Origin of the sequence: Streptomyces himastatinicus ATCC 53653 (assembly GCF_000158915.1) — a bacterium.
Taxonomy (GTDB): Bacteria; Actinomycetota; Actinomycetes; order Streptomycetales; family Streptomycetaceae; genus Streptomyces; species Streptomyces himastatinicus.
On the sequence record NZ_GG657754.1, the window covers coordinates 7759979 to 7778616 of the forward strand.

Sequence of the window (18638 nt, forward strand, 5' to 3'; positions counted from 1 at the left end):
GCCCCTCCGGCGTTTGAGGAGCGGGGGTGCAGGGGCGGAGCCCCCGCGGCGGGGGCCGGGGGCTTGCCCCCGGTTTCGGGAAGGGGCGGGTAGGGGACAGTCCAGCATGCGGACGCGCCGTGGTCACCGCGGAGCGGCGTGGCATAATCCCCCCAGGTCACGAGCGACAGCGACTTCGGCCCCGGCCCGCTGTCCGGCAACCCTCCGTCCGTGGCGGGGTGCCCCGGGTGATGACCAGGCCGCACGCAGCGAGGCGTGCGGCAAGCGCGGACCCCTCGCACTAGGGGTCCTGGTGGTCGAGGGAGTTCTTCCGTGACGCAGCGAATGCGCTAGGGCCGCAGCGCCCCGTTTTCCCCCCAGCTCCGCGCGGAGCCACCGTGCACCACACCCGCCCGCGCGTTGAGCGAGTTCCGCATGCTCGCAAACCCATCGGGAGAATCCGCCATGTCCGCATGCCCTTCTGCTGTCGAGACCTCCGCCCCGCTCGCCGTCCTCGGCAGTGACGTCACCGTGCCCCTGGTCACCGGCGGCGAGGTGACCTACGCAGCCCTCGACTACGCGGCCAGCGCGCCCGCCCTGCGGCGGGTGTGGGACGACGTCGCCGCGTACGCCCCGTACTACGGGAGCGTCCACCGCGGGGCGGGCTATCTGTCGCAGCTCTCGACGGACCTCTTCGAGAACAGCCGCAAGGACGTCGCGGCGTTTCTGGGGTGCCGGGAGGACGACCAGGTGGTCTTCACCCGCTCGACCACCGATTCGCTCAACCTGCTGGCCGCCGCGCTGCCCACCGGCACGGAGGTGTTCGTGTTCGAGACCGAGCACCACGCCTCGCTGCTGCCGTGGGAGCAGCGGGAGGACACCCGGGTGACGTACCTGAGCGCGCCGCGCTCGCCGCGGGAGGCCGTGGAGACGCTGGAGAAGGCGCTGGCGGGCCGGGACAAGGGCCCGGCGCTGGTGTGCGTGACGGGCGCGTCGAACGTGACGGGTGAGCTGTGGCCGGTGCGGGAGCTGACCGCGGCGGCGCATGCGCGGGGCGCCCGCATCGTGCTGGACGCCGCGCAGCTGGCCCCGCACCACCCGGTGGACGTCGCGGACGCGGACGTGGACTGGGTGGCGTTCTCGGGCCACAAGCTGTACGCGCCGTTCGGGGCGGGCGTCCTGGCGGGCCGGGCCGACTGGCTGCGCGAGGCGCGGCCGTATCTGGCGGGCGGCGGCGCGAGCCGCAAGGTCGCGCGGCGGGACGACGGCGGGGTGGACGTCGAGTGGCACACCACCGCGGCGCGGCACGAGGCCGGTTCGCCGAACGTGATCGGCGTGTACGCGATCGCCTCGGCGTGCAAGGCGCTGTCCGAGGCCGGGTTCGACGGCCTGGTGGCGCGGGAGCGGCAGCTGATCGCGAAGGTGCGGGAGGGCCTGGCGGAGGTGCCCGAGGTGCGGCTGCTGTCGCTGTTCGGGGACGACGCGCCGCGCGTGGGGGTGCTGTCGTTCGTGGTGGAGGGCTGGAACAGCTCGCACTTCGCGGCGGCGCTGTCCGCGGAGTACGGGATCGGCGTACGGGACGGGCTGTTCTGCGCCCATCCGCTGGTGCGGACCCTGCTGGGCAGCGAGCCCGGCGACCAGGGGGAGTGCGGCGCGCCGGAGGCCGCCCCGGGTGAGCGCTCCCTGAACGCGATCCGTGTCAGCTTCGGCGCGGGCACCCCGGACGAGCATGTGGAGCGCTTCGTCCGGGCGGTGAAGGAGCTGGTCCGGGACGGCGCCAAGTGGGACTACCGCACGGAGGACGGCCGCTGCGTGCCGGTGCGCTAGAGGGAAGACACCCGCTAGCTGTCGAGGCCGATCGCGAAGGCGGCTTCCAGATCGTGCTGCGAGTACGTCCGGAAGGCGATGTGGGTCTCGGTGGAGGCCACCCCCGGCAACTTGCTGATCTGGCCCGTGATGATGTCCGCGAGGTCGTCGTGGCGGGCCACCCGCACCATCGCGATCAGATCGTGGGCGCCGGTGACCGAGTAGACCTCGCTCACACCCTCCAGCGCGGCGATCTTCTCGGCGGTCTCCGGGATCTGGTCCACGCTGGTCTTGATGAGCACGATCGAAGTGATCACGGCTGGCTTTCTCCCTCGCTGGCCCTGGCTGCGCCGCCCACTCTATCCGGCCGCCCGAAGCGGGCCCACGCGTAGAGAAAACCCAGGGTGAAGCCCACGAGATGGGCGAGGTAGGCCACTCCGGGGCGGGCGTCGGCCTGGCGGGCGGCGAGCCACTGGAGGGTGACCCAGAAGATCAGTACGACCCAGGCGGGGAAACGCAGCGGGAGGAAGAACAGGAACGGGAACAGGCTGGTCACCCGGGCGCGCGGAAAGAGCCATAAAAAGGCGCCGAGGACGCCGGAAATGGCACCGGAGGCGCCGACCAGCGTCTGCGGCGAGGAGGCGTGGGCGGCGGCGTAGCCGAGGAGCGCGAGATAGCCGGTGACGAGGTAGAAGAGGGCGAAGTGCATACGCCCCATCCGTTCCTCGGTCATCGCCCCGAAGACGTAGAGGAACAGCATGTTGCCGAGGAGGTGCAGCCAGTTGCCGTGGACGAAGAGCGCGGTCAGCGGCGTCAGCGGCTCGGCGGGGGTGCCGCTCCACAGGGCGCTGGGGACGACTCCCCAGCGCTCGAAGTACGAGGTCTGGGCCTGGAGGAGGTCCCCGCCGGAGCCGTAGCGGGGGTCGAGCCCTGAGGCCGGTCCGAGGACGAAGATCAGGCAGCAGATGACGATGAGGGCGTACGTCATCACGGGACGGCCGGACCCCGCCGACTTCTCGATCATGGGCAGATCATCGCGTACCCGGCACAACCTGCACAGAGCGCCTCGCCGCCGCCCGGGGGCGGGGTACGGGCCCGACAACGCCCGGGGCTCAGGCCGTAGGGTTACAGGACGCCGATGAGCCGAGTAGCGAGGACCCGACACCATGGCCGTTCCCACGCCGACAGCCGAGACCCGCTGGCGCTGCACGCTGTGCGGCAACCTCACCCGTTTCGATGTGACCCGCTCGACGAAGGCCGTGGAGTTCATCCACCTGGACCTGGCCGGGGAGCCTCGGGTCGAGGAGCGCGATGTGCTCAGTGAGACCATTGAGTCAGTACGTTGTCGCTGGTGCAACGCGGTCGACCAGATCGAGCTGGTGGACCGTCCGAGTGCGAACGCGAGCGCCTGAGACACGGAGCGAGGAGAAGGTGGTGGACCGGACGGGCGGCCGCGAAGCGGCCGGTGACGCCGAGGGCGTCACCGAGGCGCTGGACCGCCCCCTGCCGGAAGGGGTGCGGCGGCGCGTGGTGGCGCTGGTCGCGGATGCGTTCGGTGGTCTGACGGTCACCGAACTGCCACCCCAGCTGCGGCAGTACGCCCGTTTCACCCCGAACCGGCGCGCCAAGTTCGCGGGAAACGCGATGGCCGCCGCGGTGGAGAGCGACCCCGTTTTCCGGCAGCGGATCGGACAGCGGCTGCGCGAGACCCAGGCGGAGCTGACCGAGGCCATCGAGGGCGGTTCGCCGCCCGCGGCCGCGGACCCGGTGGACGTCGCGGCGGTGGCGTACGTGCTGCGTCCCGTGGGCTGGGTGAAGCTCGTCGAGGCGGCGGGCGAGGAGGCCCAGCGGGCGTCGGCCGAGCGGGCCGGCGAGGAGGCCGAGCGCGAGCTCCAGCGGCTGCGCGAGGAGCTGGCGGCCGCCCGTTCGGTGGCGCGCAAGGAAACCGACAGGGTCCGCGCCGAGCTGGACGCGGCCCGCAAGGAGACGGACGCGGTGCAGCGCAAGCTGCGCAGCGCGCAGAGCGATGTGAAGCGCGGGGCGGCGGCGCTGCGCAAGGCCGAGGGCGAGCTGGAGACCGTGCGGTCGGAGGCGGCGTCGCGGCAGGCGGCCGCCGACGGTGAGGCGCGGCGGCTGCGGGCCCGGCTGGCGGAGGCCGAGTCCGCCCTGGAGGCGAGCCGGCGGGCGGTGCGCGAGGGCCGCAGCGTGGAGGACATGCGGCTGCGGCTGCTGCTGGACACGGTGCTGGATGCCGCCCAGGGGCTGCGCCGCGAACTGGCGCTGCCGCCCGCGTCGATGCACCCGGCGGACACGGTGGACGCGGTCGAGCCGGGCAAGATGACGCCGAAGGACATAGCGACCAGGGCGCTGTCGGAGATGGATCCGGCGCTGCTGGACCAGTTGCTGGCGCTGCCGCAGGCGCATCTGGTGGTGGACGGCTACAACGTCACCAAGACCGGCTATCCGACGATGCCGTTGGAGAAGCAGCGGCTGCGGCTGCTGGGCGGGCTCGCGGTGCTCGCGGCGCAGACGGGCGCGGAGATGACGTGTGTCTTCGACGGGGCGGAGCTGGCCGCTCCGGTGCTGCTGGCGCCGCCGCGCGGGGTCCGGGTGCTGTTCAGCAAGCCCGGAGTGACGGCGGACGAGCTGATCCGGCAGCTGGTGCGGGCCGAGCCGCCGGGCCGTCCGGTGGTCGTGGTGTCCACCGACCGCGAGGTCGCGGACGGGGTCGCACGCGCCGGAGCGCGCCCCGTGGCATCCGCTCTGTTGCTGAAGCGACTTGCGCGCACCTGACGGCCGATAATCATCAGCACAGCGTCAATTGACCGTCACTGCCCGTGCGATGTTTGTAAAAGATGCGTCCCTGGCCAATTTTTTTGTCGTCGGGATTTGAACGGATCACGGCAGGGTCACTAATGTCGGCTCGAACCTTCGCGCGGTTGATCACCCATCCGGGGTGACAGCGGGGGTACCGCCGAGTCCGCGGCGTATCCGCGGAGCCCGGGGTCGCACCTCAACCCCTGGTAGGCGGCCGGAGGAAGAAGGAGCTCGCCTTCGTGGCGTCCCACCGTCGACCCAAGCAGCCGAGCCGCACTCGGGTATCCGTACTCACGGCGACCGCCGCAGCCGCCGTCGCGCTCACGTCCCAGGCCGCCCAGGCCGCTCCTAAGCAGGACAAGAAGGACGTCAAGGAGCAGGTCGACAAACTCTACGAAGAGGCGGAGGCGGCGACCGAGAAGTACAACGGCGCCAAGGAGAAGCAGGAGAAGCTGGAGAGCCAGGTCGGCGACCTCCAGGACAACGTGGCGCGCGGTCAGCAGGATCTGAACAAGCTGCGCGACGGCCTGGGTTCGATGGCCACCGCCCAGTACCGCACCGGCGGTATCGACCCCTCCGTACAGCTGATCCTCTCCTCCGACCCGGACACCTACCTCGACAAGGCGTCCACCCTCGACCAGGTGAGCGGCAAGCAGGCCGAGTCCCTGCGGAAGATCGCCGACAAGCAGCGCACGCTCAAGCAGCAGCGCGAGGAGGCGTCCACCAAGCTCCAGGACCTGGCGGACACCCGGAAGGCCCTGGGTGAGAAGAAGAAGCAGATCCAGGGCAAGCTCGCCAAGGCCCGGAACCTCCTCAACACCCTCACCGAGCAGGAACGCGCCAAGATGGCGCAGGAGGAGAAGGAGCGCGCCAACCGCGCCAGCAGCCGGGCCGACCTGGGCAGCGAGGTGCCCGACTCGCAGCGTGCCGCCGCCGCGCTGGCCGCCGCCAAGACCAAGATCGGCTCGCCGTACGTCTGGGGCGCCACCGGTCCGTCCTCCTTCGACTGCTCCGGCCTCACCGGCTGGGCGTACCAGCAGGCCGGGGTCCAGCTGCCGCGCATCTCCCAGGACCAGGCCAACGCCGGTACGCAGATCGGCCGCGGCGAGCTCAAGCCCGGCGACCTGGTGCTGTTCTACGGCGACCTGCACCACATAGGTCTGTACGCGGGCAACGGGCAGGTGCTGCACGCCCCCAAGCCGGGTGCCGGTGTGCGCTTCGAGTCGATGGACAACATGCCGTTCCAGTTCGGCGTGCGGGTCTGACGACGTCCGTTCGGGCGAATCAGGACAACTCCCCACGACTCCCGCCCCGTCGGTGACCTGCGGTCTCCGGCGGGGCGTCAGTTTGTGTGCCCGCGATCGGCTTTGGAACCCGGGTGGTGGCGCCGCTACTGTCTGCGCGCAGTTCCTCACCGACTCCGCGGAAGGGAGTGCGGCTCCCATGGCGTCCTCTCGCCGCTTCTCGAAACCCGGTCCCGTCCGGGCCACCGTCGCCCTCACCGCCGCCTCGGCGGCCGCCGCCACCGGCGCCGTGCTGGCCGCCCCGGCCGGGGCCGAACCCCACGACACCCCGGCGGACCGCCCCTCGGCCCGGACCGCGGCCGACCGGATCGACCGGCTCTACGAGCAGGCGGAGCGGGCCACCGAGCGCTACAACGCGGCCGGCACCCGAGCCCACCGGCTGCGCCGCGAGACGGACCGCCTCCGGGACCGCGCGGCCCGCGGCCAGGAGCGGGTCAACCGGATGCGGGTGGCGCTCGGCGCGATCGCGGGCGCGCAGTACCGCACCGGCGGCTTCGACCCGGGCCTCGCCCTCCTCCTCTCCTCCGACCCGGCCCACTACCTCGACCGTGCCGCCATGCTGGACCGCATCACCAGCCGCCAGGCCGGTCAGCTGCGGGTCCTGGCCCGCGCCCAGCGCACCCTGCGGCAGCAGCGCGCGGACGCCGCGGACCGGCTGCTGAAGCTGGAGCGCAGCCGCCTGGCCGTCGCCCGCCACAAGCGCGAGGTGCAGCGCAAGCTGGCCACCGCGCGACGGCTGCTGGGCGCGCTGCGCCCGGGGGAGTGGGAGGCGTACGCACGCGCCTCGCGCGACGGGGACGGGCACGGGGCGCACGCCGTACCGGGCGCGCCCCCCGGTGGCGCGCACGCAACACCTGGTCTGCCGCCGTCCTCACCGCGCGCCGCCGCCGCGTTCGGCGCGGCGCGGGCCGCGGTCGGCCTGCCGTACGCCTGGGGGCAGGCCGGGCCCACCGCCTTCGACTGCTCCGGGCTGACCCAGTGGGCCTACCGCCGGGCCGGGGTGGCGATCCCGCGCACCTCCCAGGCCCAGGCGCACACCGGGCAGTCGGTGCCGCTGTCCCAGGCCCGCCCCGGCGACCTGATCGTCTACCGCTCCGACGCCGGGCACGTCGCCATGTACGCCGGGGGCGGGCGGGTGATCCACGCGCCCTACCCCGGCGCGGCCGTCCGCTACGACCCCGTCGGCATGATGCCGATCTTTTCCATCACTCGCGTCTGAAGCACGGCGGCGGCTCGTACGATCTATGGCGTGACGGGTCGGTGGAGAACGGGGCGATGGCGGACGGCACTCTGTCTGCCGGTGGTGTGGGCGCTGCCGCTGGCCGCGCTCACCGCGTGCGGCACGGCCGTCCCGCCCGACGACCCCGCGGGGCGCGACGGGCGCGCCGTGCAGCGCATGCTCGACCAGCGGGCCGCGGCGGTACGCAGCCGGGACGCGGGCGCCTTCCTCGCCACCGTCGACCGCCGCTCGGCCGGTTACCGGGCCGAGCAGCGGCGGGTGTTCCGCCGCCTGTCCGCCGTACCGCTGCGCTCCTGGACGTACCGGCTGGTGCACACCGGCGGCTTCCGGCCCGCCGTCGGCAGCGGCCGCCGCCTGGCCGCGCAGGTCGAACTCCGCTACCGGCTCGCCGGATACGACACCGCCCCCGTTGTCGCCCCCCAGTACCTGACGCTCGCGCAGCGCGACGGGCGGTGGTTCGTCGCCGACGACGACGGCCGGGTGGACGGCAAACGCGGCGTCGACCAGCTGTGGGACCAGGGCCGGGTCGACGTCGTCCGCGGCAAGCACAGCCTCGTCCTCGGCGTCGGCCAGAACCGCCGCCTGCTGCGCGGCGTCGCCGCCACCGCCGACCGGGCCGTGCCCGCCCTCGACCGGGTCTGGCCCGGCTCCTGGGCCGGGCGCGTCGTCGTCGAGGTGCCCGCCTCGCTGGACCGGATGGCCGCCCTGCTGGGCGCCTCCGCGAGCGGCTACCGGGGCATCGCGGCCGTCACCACCGGCGAGGTCGGCGGCGCGAGCGACTCCTCACCGGCCGACCGCGTGATCGTCAACCCCGATGCGTACCGGGCGCTCGGTGACTTCGGCCGCCAGGTCGTGGTCACCCATGAGACGGCCCATGTCGCCACGCGTGCCGCCACCACCGCCGCCACGCCGCTGTGGCTCTCCGAGGGCTTCGCCGACTGGACCGGCTACCGCACCCCCGGGCGCACCCCGCGCCAAGTCGCCCCCGAACTCTCCGAGTCCGTCGCGAGCGGCCGCCTCCCCAAGGCCCTCCCGCCCGACGAGGCCTTCCGCTTCGGCAGCCGCCCCGACCGGCTCTCCGAGGCGTACGAACAGGGCTGGCTGGCCTGCCGCATGATCGCCGACCGGTGGGGTGCGGGGAAGTTGGTCGCCCTGTACCGAGCGGTCGGCGCCGCTCCGCGGCGCGAGGGCGCGGTTGAGGCGGGCCTGCGCGATGTGCTGAACGTCAGCCTGACGGACTTCACGGCGGAGTGGCGCAAGTACGTGGCGGGCGTGCTGGGCTAAGCCCCCACCCCGCCCCTTCCCGAAACCGGGGCCCCGCCCCGGCCCCCGGGCGGGGCTGGGGGCCGCCGCTGGGTGCGGCTCCGCCGGGTGGAGCCTGGGGTTTCGTTGCCGGGTGCGGGCCGGTGGCCGGGTTGTGCCCACCCGTCCCGCCCCGCGGGACGATTGCCCACAACCTTTCCAGCCCCTCCGGCGATTGAGGAGCGGGGCCGGGGCGGAGCCCCGGGGTCGGGTAGGGGCGGGGTGGGGAAAAGCCGCTCGCACCCCCACCCGGTACTGTCGGCCACGATGGACAAGACCCTGCTCGTGACGAACGACTTCCCGCCCCGCCCCGGCGGCATCCAGGCGTTCCTGCACAACATCGCCCTCCGCCTCGACCCGGCGCAGATCGTCGTCTACGCCTCCACCTGGAAGCACGGCGAGGAGGGCAAACAGGCCACCGCCCGGTTCGACGCCGAGCAGCCGTTCCCCGTCATCCGCGACCGTACGACGATGCTGCTGCCCACGCCCCGCGTGACCCGCCGCGCCACCGAGCTGCTCCGCGAGCACGGCTGCCGCTCGGTGTGGTTCGGCGCCGCGGCGCCACTCGCGCTGATGGCCCCGGCACTGCGCAAGGCGGGGGCCGAACGGGCGGTGGCGACCACGCACGGGCACGAGGCGGCCTGGGCCCAGCTCCCCGCCTCCCGGGCGCTGCTGCGCCGGATCGGCGAGGGTACGGACACGATCACCTACCTCGGCGAGTACACCCGCTCCCGCATCGCGGAAGCCCTCACCCCCGAGGCCGCGGCCCGCATGGTGCAACTGCCGCCGGGGGTGGACGAGAAGACGTTCCACCCGGGCTCGGGCGGGGACGAGATCCGGGCCCGGCTGGGGCTCGCGGAGCGGCCGGTCGTGGTGTGCGTATCGCGGCTGGTGCCGCGCAAGGGGCAGGACACGCTGATCGAGGCGATGCCCCACATCCTGAAGCGGGTGCCGGCCGCGGTGCTGCTGATCGTGGGCGGCGGGCCGTACGAGAAGGATCTGCGACGGCTCGCGGAGACGACGGGCGTGGCCGAATCCGTACGGTTCACCGGCCCGGTGCCCTGGGAGGAGCTGCCCGCCCACTACGGCGCGGGCGACGTGTTCGCCATGCCGTGCCGTACGCGGCGGGGCGGGCTGGACGTCGAGGGCCTGGGCATCGTCTACCTGGAGGCGTCCGCGACCGGGCTTCCGGTGGTCGCCGGGGACTCCGGCGGCGCACCGGACGCGGTGCTGGAGGGCGAGACCGGCTGGGTGGTGCCGGGCGGCTCCGCGGAGCAGAGCGCGGAGCGGATCGTGGCCCTGCTGGAGGACGAGGCGCTGCGCCGCCGGATGGGCGAGCGGGGCCGCGCCTGGGTCGAGGAGCGCTGGCGCTGGGACCTGCTGGCGGACCGGCTGCGTTCGCTGCTGTGACGACAACGGGCCCGGGGAAGCCCCGGGCCCGGTCCAAGAGAAGTCCAAGAGAAGTCCAAGAGAAGCGCCGCGGCGCTCAGCCCCCGTACAGCGCCTCGATCTCCGTCGCGAAGTCCTTCGCCACCACATTCCGCTTGAGCTTCAGCGACGGCGTCACATGCCCCGAGTCCTCGGTGAACTGCTGCGTCAGCACCCGGAACTTCCGCACCGACTCCGCCTTCGAGACCGCCGCGTTGCCGTCGTCCACGGCCGTCTGGATTTCGGCCAGCAGATCGGCGTCCTCGCGCAGGTCGGCCGCCGTCGCACCGGCCGGTTTGCCGTGTTCGGCGGCCCAGCGGGGCAGGAACTCCTCGTCCAGGGTGATCAGCGCGCCCACGAACGGGCGGCCGTCGCCGACGACCATGCACTCGGCGACCAGGGCGTGCGCCCGGATGCGGTCCTCGATCACCGCGGGGGCGACGTTCTTGCCGCCCGCGGTGATGATGATCTCCTTCTTGCGGCCGGTGATGGTGAGGTAGCCGTCCTCGTCGAGGGTGCCGACGTCCCCGGTGTGGAACCAGCCGTCGGCCAGCGCCTCCGCCGTCGCCGCCTCGTTGTTCCAGTACTCCGTGAACAGGTGGTCCCCGTGCAGCATCACTTCGCCGTCGTCGGCGATACGGACCACCGAGCCCGGCATCGGCTGGCCGACCGAGCCGATCTTCTGCCGGTCCCACGGGTTGAAGGTGGTGGCCGCACAGGATTCGGTCAGGCCGTACCCCTCCAGCACCGTGAAGCCGATGCCCCGGGTAGAAGTGGCCGAGCCGCTCCGCCCAGCGGGCGCGCGGAGATGCGTGGTGCGCGGCGCTAGGCGCCCGATGGCGGCGTCGGCGGCCTTGTCGAAGATCTTTCCCTTGCCCTCGGCCTGGGCCTTGGCCCGCGCCGAGTTGTAGACCTTCTCGAAGACGCGCGGCACGCCCAGCACCAAGGTCGGCTGGAACGCGGCGAGTTCATCGGTGAGCGTCTTGATGTCCGAAACGTGGCCGAGTTTGATCGGTGCCAGGACCGCGCAAATCTCCACCAACCGCCCGAAGACATGCGCCTCCGGGAGGAAGAGCAGCACGGAGGAGTCACCGGTGGCGAAGATCGGCTTGAGCCGCGCCACCGCGTTGCCGCATTCGGCGAAGAAGCTGCGGTGCGACAGGACGCAGCCCTTGGGGCGGCCGGTGGTGCCCGAGGTGTAGACGATGGTGGCGGGGGAGTCCGCGTTGGCGAGCGAGGAGCGCTCGTCCACCGTCTCGTCCTTGACGTCCGACCCCAGCGTCCGCAGCGTTCCGATCGCGTCGTCCTCGATCTGCCAGACGTGCTTCAACTCGGGCAGGGTGTCCCGTACGGACTCCACGGCCGCCTCGTGCACCCCGGTCTCGACGAGGACCGCGACTGCGCCCGAGTCGCTGAGGATCCACTGCACCTGCTCCGGTGAACTCGTCTCGTACACCGGCACGGTGATGGCGCCCGCGCTCCAGATGGCGAAGTCCAGCAGCGTCCACTCGTAGCGGGTGCGCGACATCAGGCCGACCCGGTCGCCCGCCGACACCCCGGCCGCGATCAGGCCCTTGGCGGCGGCGCGTACCTCGGCCAGGAAGTCCGCCGCGGTGACGTCCTCCCACCGGCCGTCGACCTTGCGGCCGACCACCGCGACATCGGGGTGCTGCGTCGCGTTGCGTTGGATGAGGTCCGTCAGATTGCCGTCGGCCGGAACCTCGTAAAGGGCCGGAAGGCTGAACTCGCGCAAGACTGCTGCTCCTCGTGGGCGCCGGCGCCGCTACAGGGCAATGGGGGGTGCTGGACTGCCCGGACGTTACCCATCGGTATGGCTGTGGGATAGGGGTTTCCGTACAGATGTTTTATGCGTCACACATCGCCCTCATACTGCCCGCAGACTAGTGGACCGCCACCGGGGCCCGGAAGGAATCGCAGGTGGACGCGGGTCACTGTGCGAACGGAACACCTTACGGACGGATGGTCACAGGTCTTAGGGTGACACGCATGCGAGTCCACGTGGTGAGTGACGTGCACGGGAACAGTCAGGATCTGGGGAAGGCGGGGGACGGGGCAGATGCCCTGATCTGCCTCGGCGACCTCGTCCTCTTCCTGGACTACGCAGACCACTCCCGCGGCATCTTCCCCGACCTCTTCGGTGTCGAGAACGCCGACCGCCTGGTCGAACTCCGCACCGCCCGCCGCTTCGAGGAGGCCCGCGATCTGGGCAACCGGCTGTGGGACGGGATGGACCGCCACGCGGCCATCGAGTCGGCCGTACGCAGGCAATACGCCGAGCTGTTCGCCGCGTTCCCCGCCCCGACGTACGCCACCTACGGCAATGTCGACATACCGGCGCTCTGGCCTGAATACGCCGAATCCGGCACCACGATCCTCGACGGCGAGCGGGTCGAGATCGGCGGTCTCGTCTTCGGCTTCGTCGGCGGGGGCCTGCGCACCCCGATGCGCACCCCGTACGAGATCGACGACGAGGCGTACGCCGAGAAGATCGCGGCGCTCGGCGGCCGCGGCGAGGTGGACGTGCTGTGCACCCACATCCCGCCCGAGGTGCCGGACCTCTGCTACGACACCATCGCCCGCCGCTTCGAGCGCGGCAGCGAGGCGCTGCTGGACGCGATCCACACCATCCGGCCCCGCTATTCGCTTTTCGGTCATGTGCACCAACCGCTCGCCCGCCGGATGCGGATCGGCGCCACCGAATGCGTCAACGTCGGACACTTCGCCTCCTCCGGGACCCCCTGGACCCTGGAGTGGTGACCCACCCGCGATAGCCTTCACCGGCAGACACCCCATGCGGCGGACCGGTACGGAGGAGCCACGGCGATGGCGGAACACACCAGCTCGAGCATCACGATCGAGGCGGCCCCGGCCGACGTGATGGAGGTGATCGCCGACTTCGACCGTTACCCGGAGTGGTCCGGTGAGGTGAAGGAGGCCGACATCCTCACCAAGGACGGCCAGGGGCGCGGTGAGCAGGTACGGATGGTGCTCGACGCCGGGGCCATCAAGGACGACTACACGCTCCAGTACACCTGGAGCGGCGACCAGGTCAGCTGGTCCCTGCTCAAGTCCCAGATGCTGCGCACCCTCGACGGCTCCTACCGGCTGGCCGCGCTGGACGGTGGCAAGAGCACCGAGGTGACGTACCAGCTCACCGTCGACGTCAAGATCCCCATGCTCGGCATGATCAAGCGCAAGGCCGAGAAGGTCATCATCGACCGGGCGCTCGCGGGTCTGAAGAAGCGCGTCGAGGCCGCTTAACCCCCGATTCGGCGCGCGGCCGCCACCGGGCCGGGCGTGGGCCGGTGGCGGGGTACGCTCCGGCGGGGGCGGCCACCGGGAGCCGCACCGCACACCCACGTACCACCCTGCCGGAGGCTCTCTTCATGCGTACGGTCCTCGTCACCGGTACGGGCGGCGCGGGCCGCACCACCGTGGCCGCCGCGACCGCCCTCGCCGCCGCCCGCGAGGGACAGCGCACCCTGCTGCTCACCGCGGACCGGGACGGCACGCCCGAGGCGCTGCTCGGCATCGGCCCGCTGCGCGGCGCCCCCGGGGGCAGCGCCGACCGGCTGCCGTGGTCCGTACCCGTCGCGCTGACCCCGGGGCTGTGGGCGGCCCGGGTCGTGACCGAGGAGTGGTTCCGCGACGAGCTGACCGTCCTCCAGGACCGCGGTCGCGGCATGCTCGACATGCTGGGCTCGACCCCGCTGGACGGCGAGGAGCTGACCGCGCTCCCCGGCGTGGAGTCGGTCGCACTGCTGCGCGCGCTGCGCGCCGCGCAGACCGCCCCGCCCGGCACCGGCTGGGACGTCCTCGTGGTCGACCTGCCGCCCGCGCCGGAGACCGTCGCCCTGCTCGCCCTGCCCGAACAACTGCGCCGCTATCTGCGGCGGCTGCTGCCCGCCGAGCGGCAGGCGGCCCGCGCGCTGCGGCCGATGCTGGCGCAGCTGGCCGGGATGCCGATGCCCGCGCAGAAGCTGTACGAGCTGGCCGAGCGCTGGGAGCACGAGCTGGCCGCCGTCCAGGGCGTCCTGGAGTCGGAGGCCACGACCGTACGGGTGGTGGTGGAGCCCGGGCCGCTCGCCGACCGCGCGCTGCGCACCGCCCGCGCCGGGCTCGCTCTCCACGGTTGCCGGGTGGAGTCGGTCATCGCCAACCGGCTGCTGCCCACCGGCACCCCCGACCCCTGGCTCGGGGCGCTGTCCGGACAGCAGCAGGCCGCGCTGAAGGACCTGTACGAGCAGTGGGCACCGGCCGTGCCGATCCGCGAGCTGCCGCACCTGGGCCGCGATCCGCAGGGCCTCGGCGACGCCACCGATGCCCCCGACACCGCCGACAGCGGCCCCGGTGACGACCCCGGAGTGGTCTCCGGGGTGGTGGTCTCCGGTGGGGGCGGCGCGCCCCGCCCGACCGCCGGTCTTGGCGCGCTGGCCGGTCCCGTCGGGGCGCCCGATCCGCGCCCTGACCGCCCGGCGGCCGACCCGTGGACCGTCGAGGACCGGCTGGCCGACGAGGGGGTGCTGCTGTGGCGGCTGCCGCTGCCCGGTGCCTCCCGGGACGGGCTGAGTCTGGTCCGGCGCGGCGACGAACTGATCGTCACGGTCGGGACGTTCCACCGCGTGCTGCCGCTGCCGTCCGCGCTGCGCCGCTGCACGGTCTCCGGGGCCGGGCTGCGCGACGGCCACCTCCAGGTCCGCTTCACCCCGGACCCCGACCTGTGGCCGAGGCGGCCCTGACCTCCCGTACGCCCCTCCGCGGGCTCTGACCGAGGCCCGTCGTTCCGGTAACGTCGAGAGCAAGCCCGGTTGAACGAACGGACCGGGCAGCCAGCCTCCCCGCCGCAGGAGTTCGCCATGAGCGATGCCACCGAGCGCCCCGCCGACAGCCCCGGCACCGACGTACCGGTCACCGAGATCGACCCCGATGCCTGGGAGCGCGCCTGCGCCGAGGACCTGGCCGCCGAGAAGGAACGGCGGCGGGCCCGGGAGGGTGGTGGCGAGGAGCCGGGCAGTGCCGCCGAGGAGCTGCGCAAGCTGGCCGACGCCGTCGCGGAGAAGCTGGCCGGACTCCAGACCCCGCTCGCCGGTACGGCGGTGGAGGGGGCCGTACAACAGTTGATCGCAGGGGCGAAGGCGGCCGTTGAGCCGGTCATAGAGCGCAATCCCGACGTATTCGAGCATCTCGCCAGCGCCGGAAGCGAACTGCTCGCCGCCTACCGCGCCGCCGTGACGGGCCAGGAAGAGCGTTGGACCCGCGGTGGCGACGACAAGGACACATCTCACGGAGACGAAGGTCAGAGTTCGAGTAGTGAACACATCGACCTCGATTGAGCGCTACCTCCGGTACCGTTAGCCGTGGCGGGGTTCGACCAAATAACTGAGGGACTCATGGGACTCACCATCGGCGTCGACATCGGCGGCACGAAGATCGCGGCTGGCGTGGTCGACGAAGAGGGCTCGATTCTCGAAACGAGCAAGGTATCGACCCCGCCGACCCCCGAGGGAGTCGTCGACGCCATCGCGGACGCGGTGCGCAAGGTCAGCACCGGTCATGACGTCGAGGCGGTCGGCATCGGTGCGGCCGGTTACGTGGACGACAAGCGCGCCACGGTGCTCTTCGCGCCCAACATCAACTGGCGGCACGAGGCGCTGAAGGACAAGGTCGAGCAGCGCGTCGGCCTGCCCGTCGTCGTCGAGAACGACGCGAACGCGGCCGCGTGGGGCGAGTACCGCTTCGGCGCCGGCGCGGGCCACGACGACGTCGTGTGCATCACCCTCGGCACCGGCCTCGGCGGCGGCATCATCATCGGCGGCAAGCTGCACCGCGGCCGCTTCGGCGTCGCGGCCGAGTTCGGCCACATAAGAGTCGTCCCCGACGGTCTGCTCTGCGGCTGCGGCAGCCAGGGCTGCTGGGAGCAGTACGCCTCGGGCCGCGCCCTGGTGCGTTACGCCAAGCAGCGCGCCGCCGCCACCCCGGAGAACGCCGAGATCCTGCTCGGCCTCGGCGACGGCACCGCCGAGAACATCGAGGGCAAGCACATCAGCGACGCCGCCCGCCAGGGCGACCCGGTCGCCATCGACTCCTTCCGCGAGCTGGCCCGCTGGGCCGGGGCCGGGCTCGCCGACCTCGCCTCGCTCTTCGACCCCTCGGCGTTCATCGTCGGCGGCGGGGTCTCCGACGAGGGCGATCTCGTCCTGGAGCCGATCCGCAAGTCGTTCCGCCGCTGGCTGGTCGGCAACCAGTGGCGGCCGCACGCCCAGGTGCTGGCCGCCCAGCTCGGCGGCAAGGCCGGGCTGGTCGGCGCGGCCGACCTCGCCCGCCAGGGCTGACGGCCAGAGGGGGACCGTGGTGCTCGCGGATCTGCCCGCCTCCACCAGCGGCCCGGACGGGGCCGTGGTGCGGGTGCTCAGCTACAACATCCGCTCACTGCGCGACGACCGCGAGGCGCTGGCCCGGGTGATCCGGGCCTGCGACCCCGATGTGGTCTGCGTCCAGGAGGCACCGCGCTTCTTCCGCTGGCGCAAGGCCGTCGCCCGGCTGGCCCGCGAGACCGGCCTCGTCTACGCCACGGGCGGGGCCACCGCCACCGGCCCCATGATCCTCACCTCGCTGCGCGCCCAGGTCGAGCGGACCGAGGACATCCTGTTACCCCGCGTCCCCGGCCTGCACCGGCGCGGCTTCGCCACCGCCGTACTGCGCTTCGGCGGCGGACACCGGGACGATGACGGTATTCGCCTCGGCGTCGTCAGCTGCCATCTGAGCCTGGCCGCGGCCGAGCGTTACGACCAGGCCGGGATGCTGCTGGACCGGGTCGCCGCGCTCGACGTGCCGTACGCCGTCGCCGCCGGGGACATCAACGAGCAGCCCGACGGGCGCGCCTTCCGCCGCATCGCCGGGACGCTGCGGGACGGCTGGGCCACCGAGCCGTGGGGGAGCGAGCACACGTTCGACCCGGGGGATCCGCGCCGCCGCATCGACGCGCTGTTCGCATCCGACGGCATCGAGATCATCGGCTGTGGGGTGCCGTCCGGGCTGCCCGGCGTCGGCGACGCCGATCTGCGGGCGGCCACGGACCACCTGCCGGTCCTGGCCGCGCTCCGGCTGCCCCGCGTGGCCGCGTAGCCCCTTCGGTCAGAGGAAAGCGTTCAGACGACGGCGCCGCGCCCCGGGTCGTCGTCCTCCTCGTCGTCGCTGTCCTGCATCCGCATCACCAGCGTGACGAAACCGCCCAGGAAGCCGCCGACGCCCAGCGTCGCGATCCACCAGGTCAGCTCCACCTGGAACAGCACCACGCCGAGCAGCAGCAGCGGCCCGCCCAGCACACCCAGCCAGGCGAACCGGGACGTGGTGTCGGACTCGGGGAGCGGCGGCGGCTCGGGCGGGACGAAATGGCCCTCGTCGGTCTCGTCGAAGTCGTCATCGGAGGACTCCGCGGCGTCCCAGTCGCGCGGGCCCACGCCCGGCGCGAACACGATGAAGCTGCCGACGGGCTTGTCGCCCTTGCCGGCGGCATCGCCCGGATCGCTCTTGTCGGCCTTGTCTGCTTTATCGGCCTTGGCGAGGGTGTCCGGGGGCGTCGCGCTCCTGCGGTCGTCCTCGGCGTCGGGGTCGAAGTCGTCCTCGAAACGGCCCTCGAAGCGGTCGTCCAGCCCGTCGTCCAGCTCGTCCAGCGGGTCGTCGCGGCGGTCGTCACGCCGCTCCTCGCGGCGGGAGTCCTCGCGGCCCCACTTCTCCGTCAGGTTCTCGGCGACGGGCCACTTCTCCGCACCCGGCGGATCCGGCGGCTCTTCCCCGTACGCGGCGACGATCGCCGCGAAGGCGGCGTCGTCGTCCCGGCGCGCCCCCGCCTCATTCTCGTTCGAATCGCGCTCAGCCACTGGCCGCCGCCCCCTCCTTCCCGCCGATGTCCCCGGGATGTGCCCCGTTGTCCTCACCCATACCCGCGGTCAGCCGGGTGATGAACGTGTCCGTCTCCTCGAAGATGAACTCGGCGTCGTAGTCCAGCGTCGCCACGTGGTAGCTGCGCTCCAACCGCCGCTCGGTGACGTCCCGGGACGAGACCTGGCTCAGGATGCGCTCGGAGTCGGCGGGCGGCACCACATGGTCCTGCGGGCTGTGCATCACCAGCAGCGGCTGGGTCACCTGCGGCAGTTCGGCGTCGACCACCCGGTAGAAGCGGCGCATCGAGTGCACGGCGTGCAGCGGCATCCGGTCGTATCCCGATTCCTGGGAACCCGGCTTGGCGATGTCGCTCACGATCCCCTTGACGGAGGGCACCAGATGACGCAGCACCGGAAGGGCCACGGCCAGCGGATCGTGGATCCGGTTGGCGGGATTCACGACGGCGACGCCGCTGATCTCGGAGCCGTGCTGGGCGGCCAGCCGCAGCGCGAGCGCGCCGCCCATCGACAGCCCGCAGACGAAGACCCGGGCGCACCGCTCGCGCAGCGCCCGCAGCTCCCGGTCGACCTCGGCGTACCAGTCCTGCCACCCGGTGACCGCGAGATCCTGCCAGCGGGTCCCGTGGCCGGGGAGCAGCGGGAGCGAGACGGTCAGCCCGCGCCGGGCGAGGTGCTCGGCCCAGGGGCGCACCGACTGCGGCGAACCGGTGAAGCCGTGACAGACGAGGACGCCGATCTCTCCGCCGTCGTGGCGGAACGGCTCGGCTCCGGGGAGGAGCGGCACCACGGATCTCCGTTCGGTGGTGAAGCGGTCAACGGGACCTCAGCGTACGCGGC

18 protein-coding genes and 1 riboswitch are annotated in these 18638 nt (G+C 72.6%); of the genes, 13 read left to right on the plus strand and 5 right to left on the minus strand.

Going from position 1 to position 18638, the window contains the following annotated elements:
* Positions 1–155 precede the first annotated feature (155 nt).
* A riboswitch (SAM riboswitch) is annotated at positions 156–273 on the plus strand.
* A 171-nt stretch (positions 274–444) separates the two neighbouring features.
* The gene (locus SSOG_RS32970; protein ID WP_039939254.1) at positions 445–1806 is read left to right on the plus strand and encodes an aminotransferase class V-fold PLP-dependent enzyme; all 1362 of its coding nucleotides are present in this window, start codon (positions 445–447) and stop codon (positions 1804–1806) included.
* 14 nt (positions 1807–1820) lie between these two features.
* On the opposite strand, the gene SSOG_RS32975 is transcribed toward SSOG_RS32970, so the two are convergent.
* A complete protein-coding gene (locus SSOG_RS32975; RefSeq protein ID WP_009718596.1) occupies positions 1821–2102 on the minus strand; it encodes an Lrp/AsnC family transcriptional regulator in 282 nt (93 codons plus the stop codon).
* Positions 2099–2809, minus strand: a complete 711-nt coding sequence (locus SSOG_RS32980; RefSeq protein ID WP_234365168.1) for a rhomboid family intramembrane serine protease — start codon at positions 2807–2809, stop codon at positions 2099–2101. Before SSOG_RS32980 ends, SSOG_RS32975 begins: the two co-directional genes overlap by 4 nt.
* A gap of 142 nt (positions 2810–2951) precedes the next feature.
* Here SSOG_RS32980 and SSOG_RS32985 point away from each other — a divergent pair, with 142 nt between their 5' ends.
* From SSOG_RS32985 to SSOG_RS33010, 6 genes are all read left to right on the plus strand, one after another.
* On the plus strand, positions 2952–3197 hold the full coding sequence (locus SSOG_RS32985) for a hypothetical protein (protein ID WP_009718598.1): 246 nt from the start codon (positions 2952–2954) through the stop codon (positions 3195–3197).
* A gap of 19 nt (positions 3198–3216) precedes the next feature.
* On the plus strand, positions 3217–4578 hold the full coding sequence (locus SSOG_RS32990) for an NYN domain-containing protein (RefSeq protein WP_039939255.1): 1362 nt from the start codon (positions 3217–3219) through the stop codon (positions 4576–4578).
* Positions 4579–4841: 263 nt separating this feature from the next.
* Positions 4842–5867 carry a C40 family peptidase gene (locus SSOG_RS32995; protein WP_009718600.1) on the plus strand — a complete coding sequence of 342 codons (1026 nt, stop codon included), beginning with the start codon at positions 4842–4844 and terminating at the stop codon, positions 5865–5867.
* A 178-nt stretch (positions 5868–6045) separates the two neighbouring features.
* The gene (locus tag SSOG_RS33000) at positions 6046–7125 is read left to right on the plus strand and encodes a C40 family peptidase (protein ID WP_009718601.1); all 1080 of its coding nucleotides are present in this window, start codon (positions 6046–6048) and stop codon (positions 7123–7125) included.
* A 30-nt stretch (positions 7126–7155) separates the two neighbouring features.
* On the plus strand, positions 7156–8430 hold the full coding sequence (locus SSOG_RS33005; RefSeq protein WP_234365167.1) for a hypothetical protein: 1275 nt from the start codon (positions 7156–7158) through the stop codon (positions 8428–8430).
* Between the two features lie 285 nt (positions 8431–8715).
* Positions 8716–9858: a glycosyltransferase family 4 protein gene (locus tag SSOG_RS33010; protein ID WP_009718603.1), complete on the plus strand. Its 1143-nt coding sequence runs from the start codon at positions 8716–8718 to the stop codon at positions 9856–9858.
* A gap of 76 nt (positions 9859–9934) precedes the next feature.
* Here the strand turns inward: SSOG_RS33010 and SSOG_RS33015 are convergent, their stop codons facing one another.
* The gene (locus tag SSOG_RS33015) at positions 9935–11629 is read right to left on the minus strand and encodes an AMP-dependent synthetase/ligase (protein ID WP_009718604.1); all 1695 of its coding nucleotides are present in this window, start codon (positions 11627–11629) and stop codon (positions 9935–9937) included.
* A gap of 254 nt (positions 11630–11883) precedes the next feature.
* Here SSOG_RS33015 and SSOG_RS33020 point away from each other — a divergent pair, with 254 nt between their 5' ends.
* From SSOG_RS33020 to SSOG_RS33045, 6 genes are all read left to right on the plus strand, one after another.
* Entirely contained in the window at positions 11884–12654 is a 771-nt protein-coding gene (locus SSOG_RS33020; RefSeq protein ID WP_039939256.1) for a metallophosphoesterase family protein, read from the plus strand.
* Positions 12655–12720: 66 nt separating this feature from the next.
* Entirely contained in the window at positions 12721–13158 is a 438-nt protein-coding gene (locus tag SSOG_RS33025; RefSeq protein WP_009718606.1) for an SRPBCC family protein, read from the plus strand.
* Positions 13159–13283: 125 nt separating this feature from the next.
* Positions 13284–14636, plus strand: coding sequence for an ArsA family ATPase (locus tag SSOG_RS33030; protein ID WP_009718607.1), 1353 nt, complete (start codon positions 13284–13286; stop codon positions 14634–14636).
* 117 nt (positions 14637–14753) lie between these two features.
* A complete protein-coding gene (locus SSOG_RS33035) occupies positions 14754–15230 on the plus strand; it encodes a DUF5304 domain-containing protein (protein ID WP_009718608.1) in 477 nt (158 codons plus the stop codon).
* Between the two features lie 57 nt (positions 15231–15287).
* Complete coding sequence (locus tag SSOG_RS33040) at positions 15288–16229, plus strand: ROK family glucokinase (RefSeq protein WP_009718609.1); 942 nt, start codon at positions 15288–15290, stop codon at positions 16227–16229.
* A 16-nt stretch (positions 16230–16245) separates the two neighbouring features.
* Positions 16246–17022 carry an endonuclease/exonuclease/phosphatase family protein gene (locus SSOG_RS33045; protein ID WP_039939257.1) on the plus strand — a complete coding sequence of 259 codons (777 nt, stop codon included), beginning with the start codon at positions 16246–16248 and terminating at the stop codon, positions 17020–17022.
* A 23-nt stretch (positions 17023–17045) separates the two neighbouring features.
* Here the strand turns inward: SSOG_RS33045 and SSOG_RS33050 are convergent, their stop codons facing one another.
* Together SSOG_RS33050 and SSOG_RS33055 are read right to left on the minus strand one after the other, a co-directional pair.
* A complete protein-coding gene (locus tag SSOG_RS33050; protein WP_039939258.1) occupies positions 17046–17777 on the minus strand; it encodes a hypothetical protein in 732 nt (243 codons plus the stop codon).
* Positions 17770–18585 carry an alpha/beta hydrolase gene (locus SSOG_RS33055; protein ID WP_039942103.1) on the minus strand — a complete coding sequence of 272 codons (816 nt, stop codon included), beginning with the start codon at positions 18583–18585 and terminating at the stop codon, positions 17770–17772. Before SSOG_RS33055 ends, SSOG_RS33050 begins: the two co-directional genes overlap by 8 nt.
* Positions 18586–18638 lie beyond the last annotated feature (53 nt).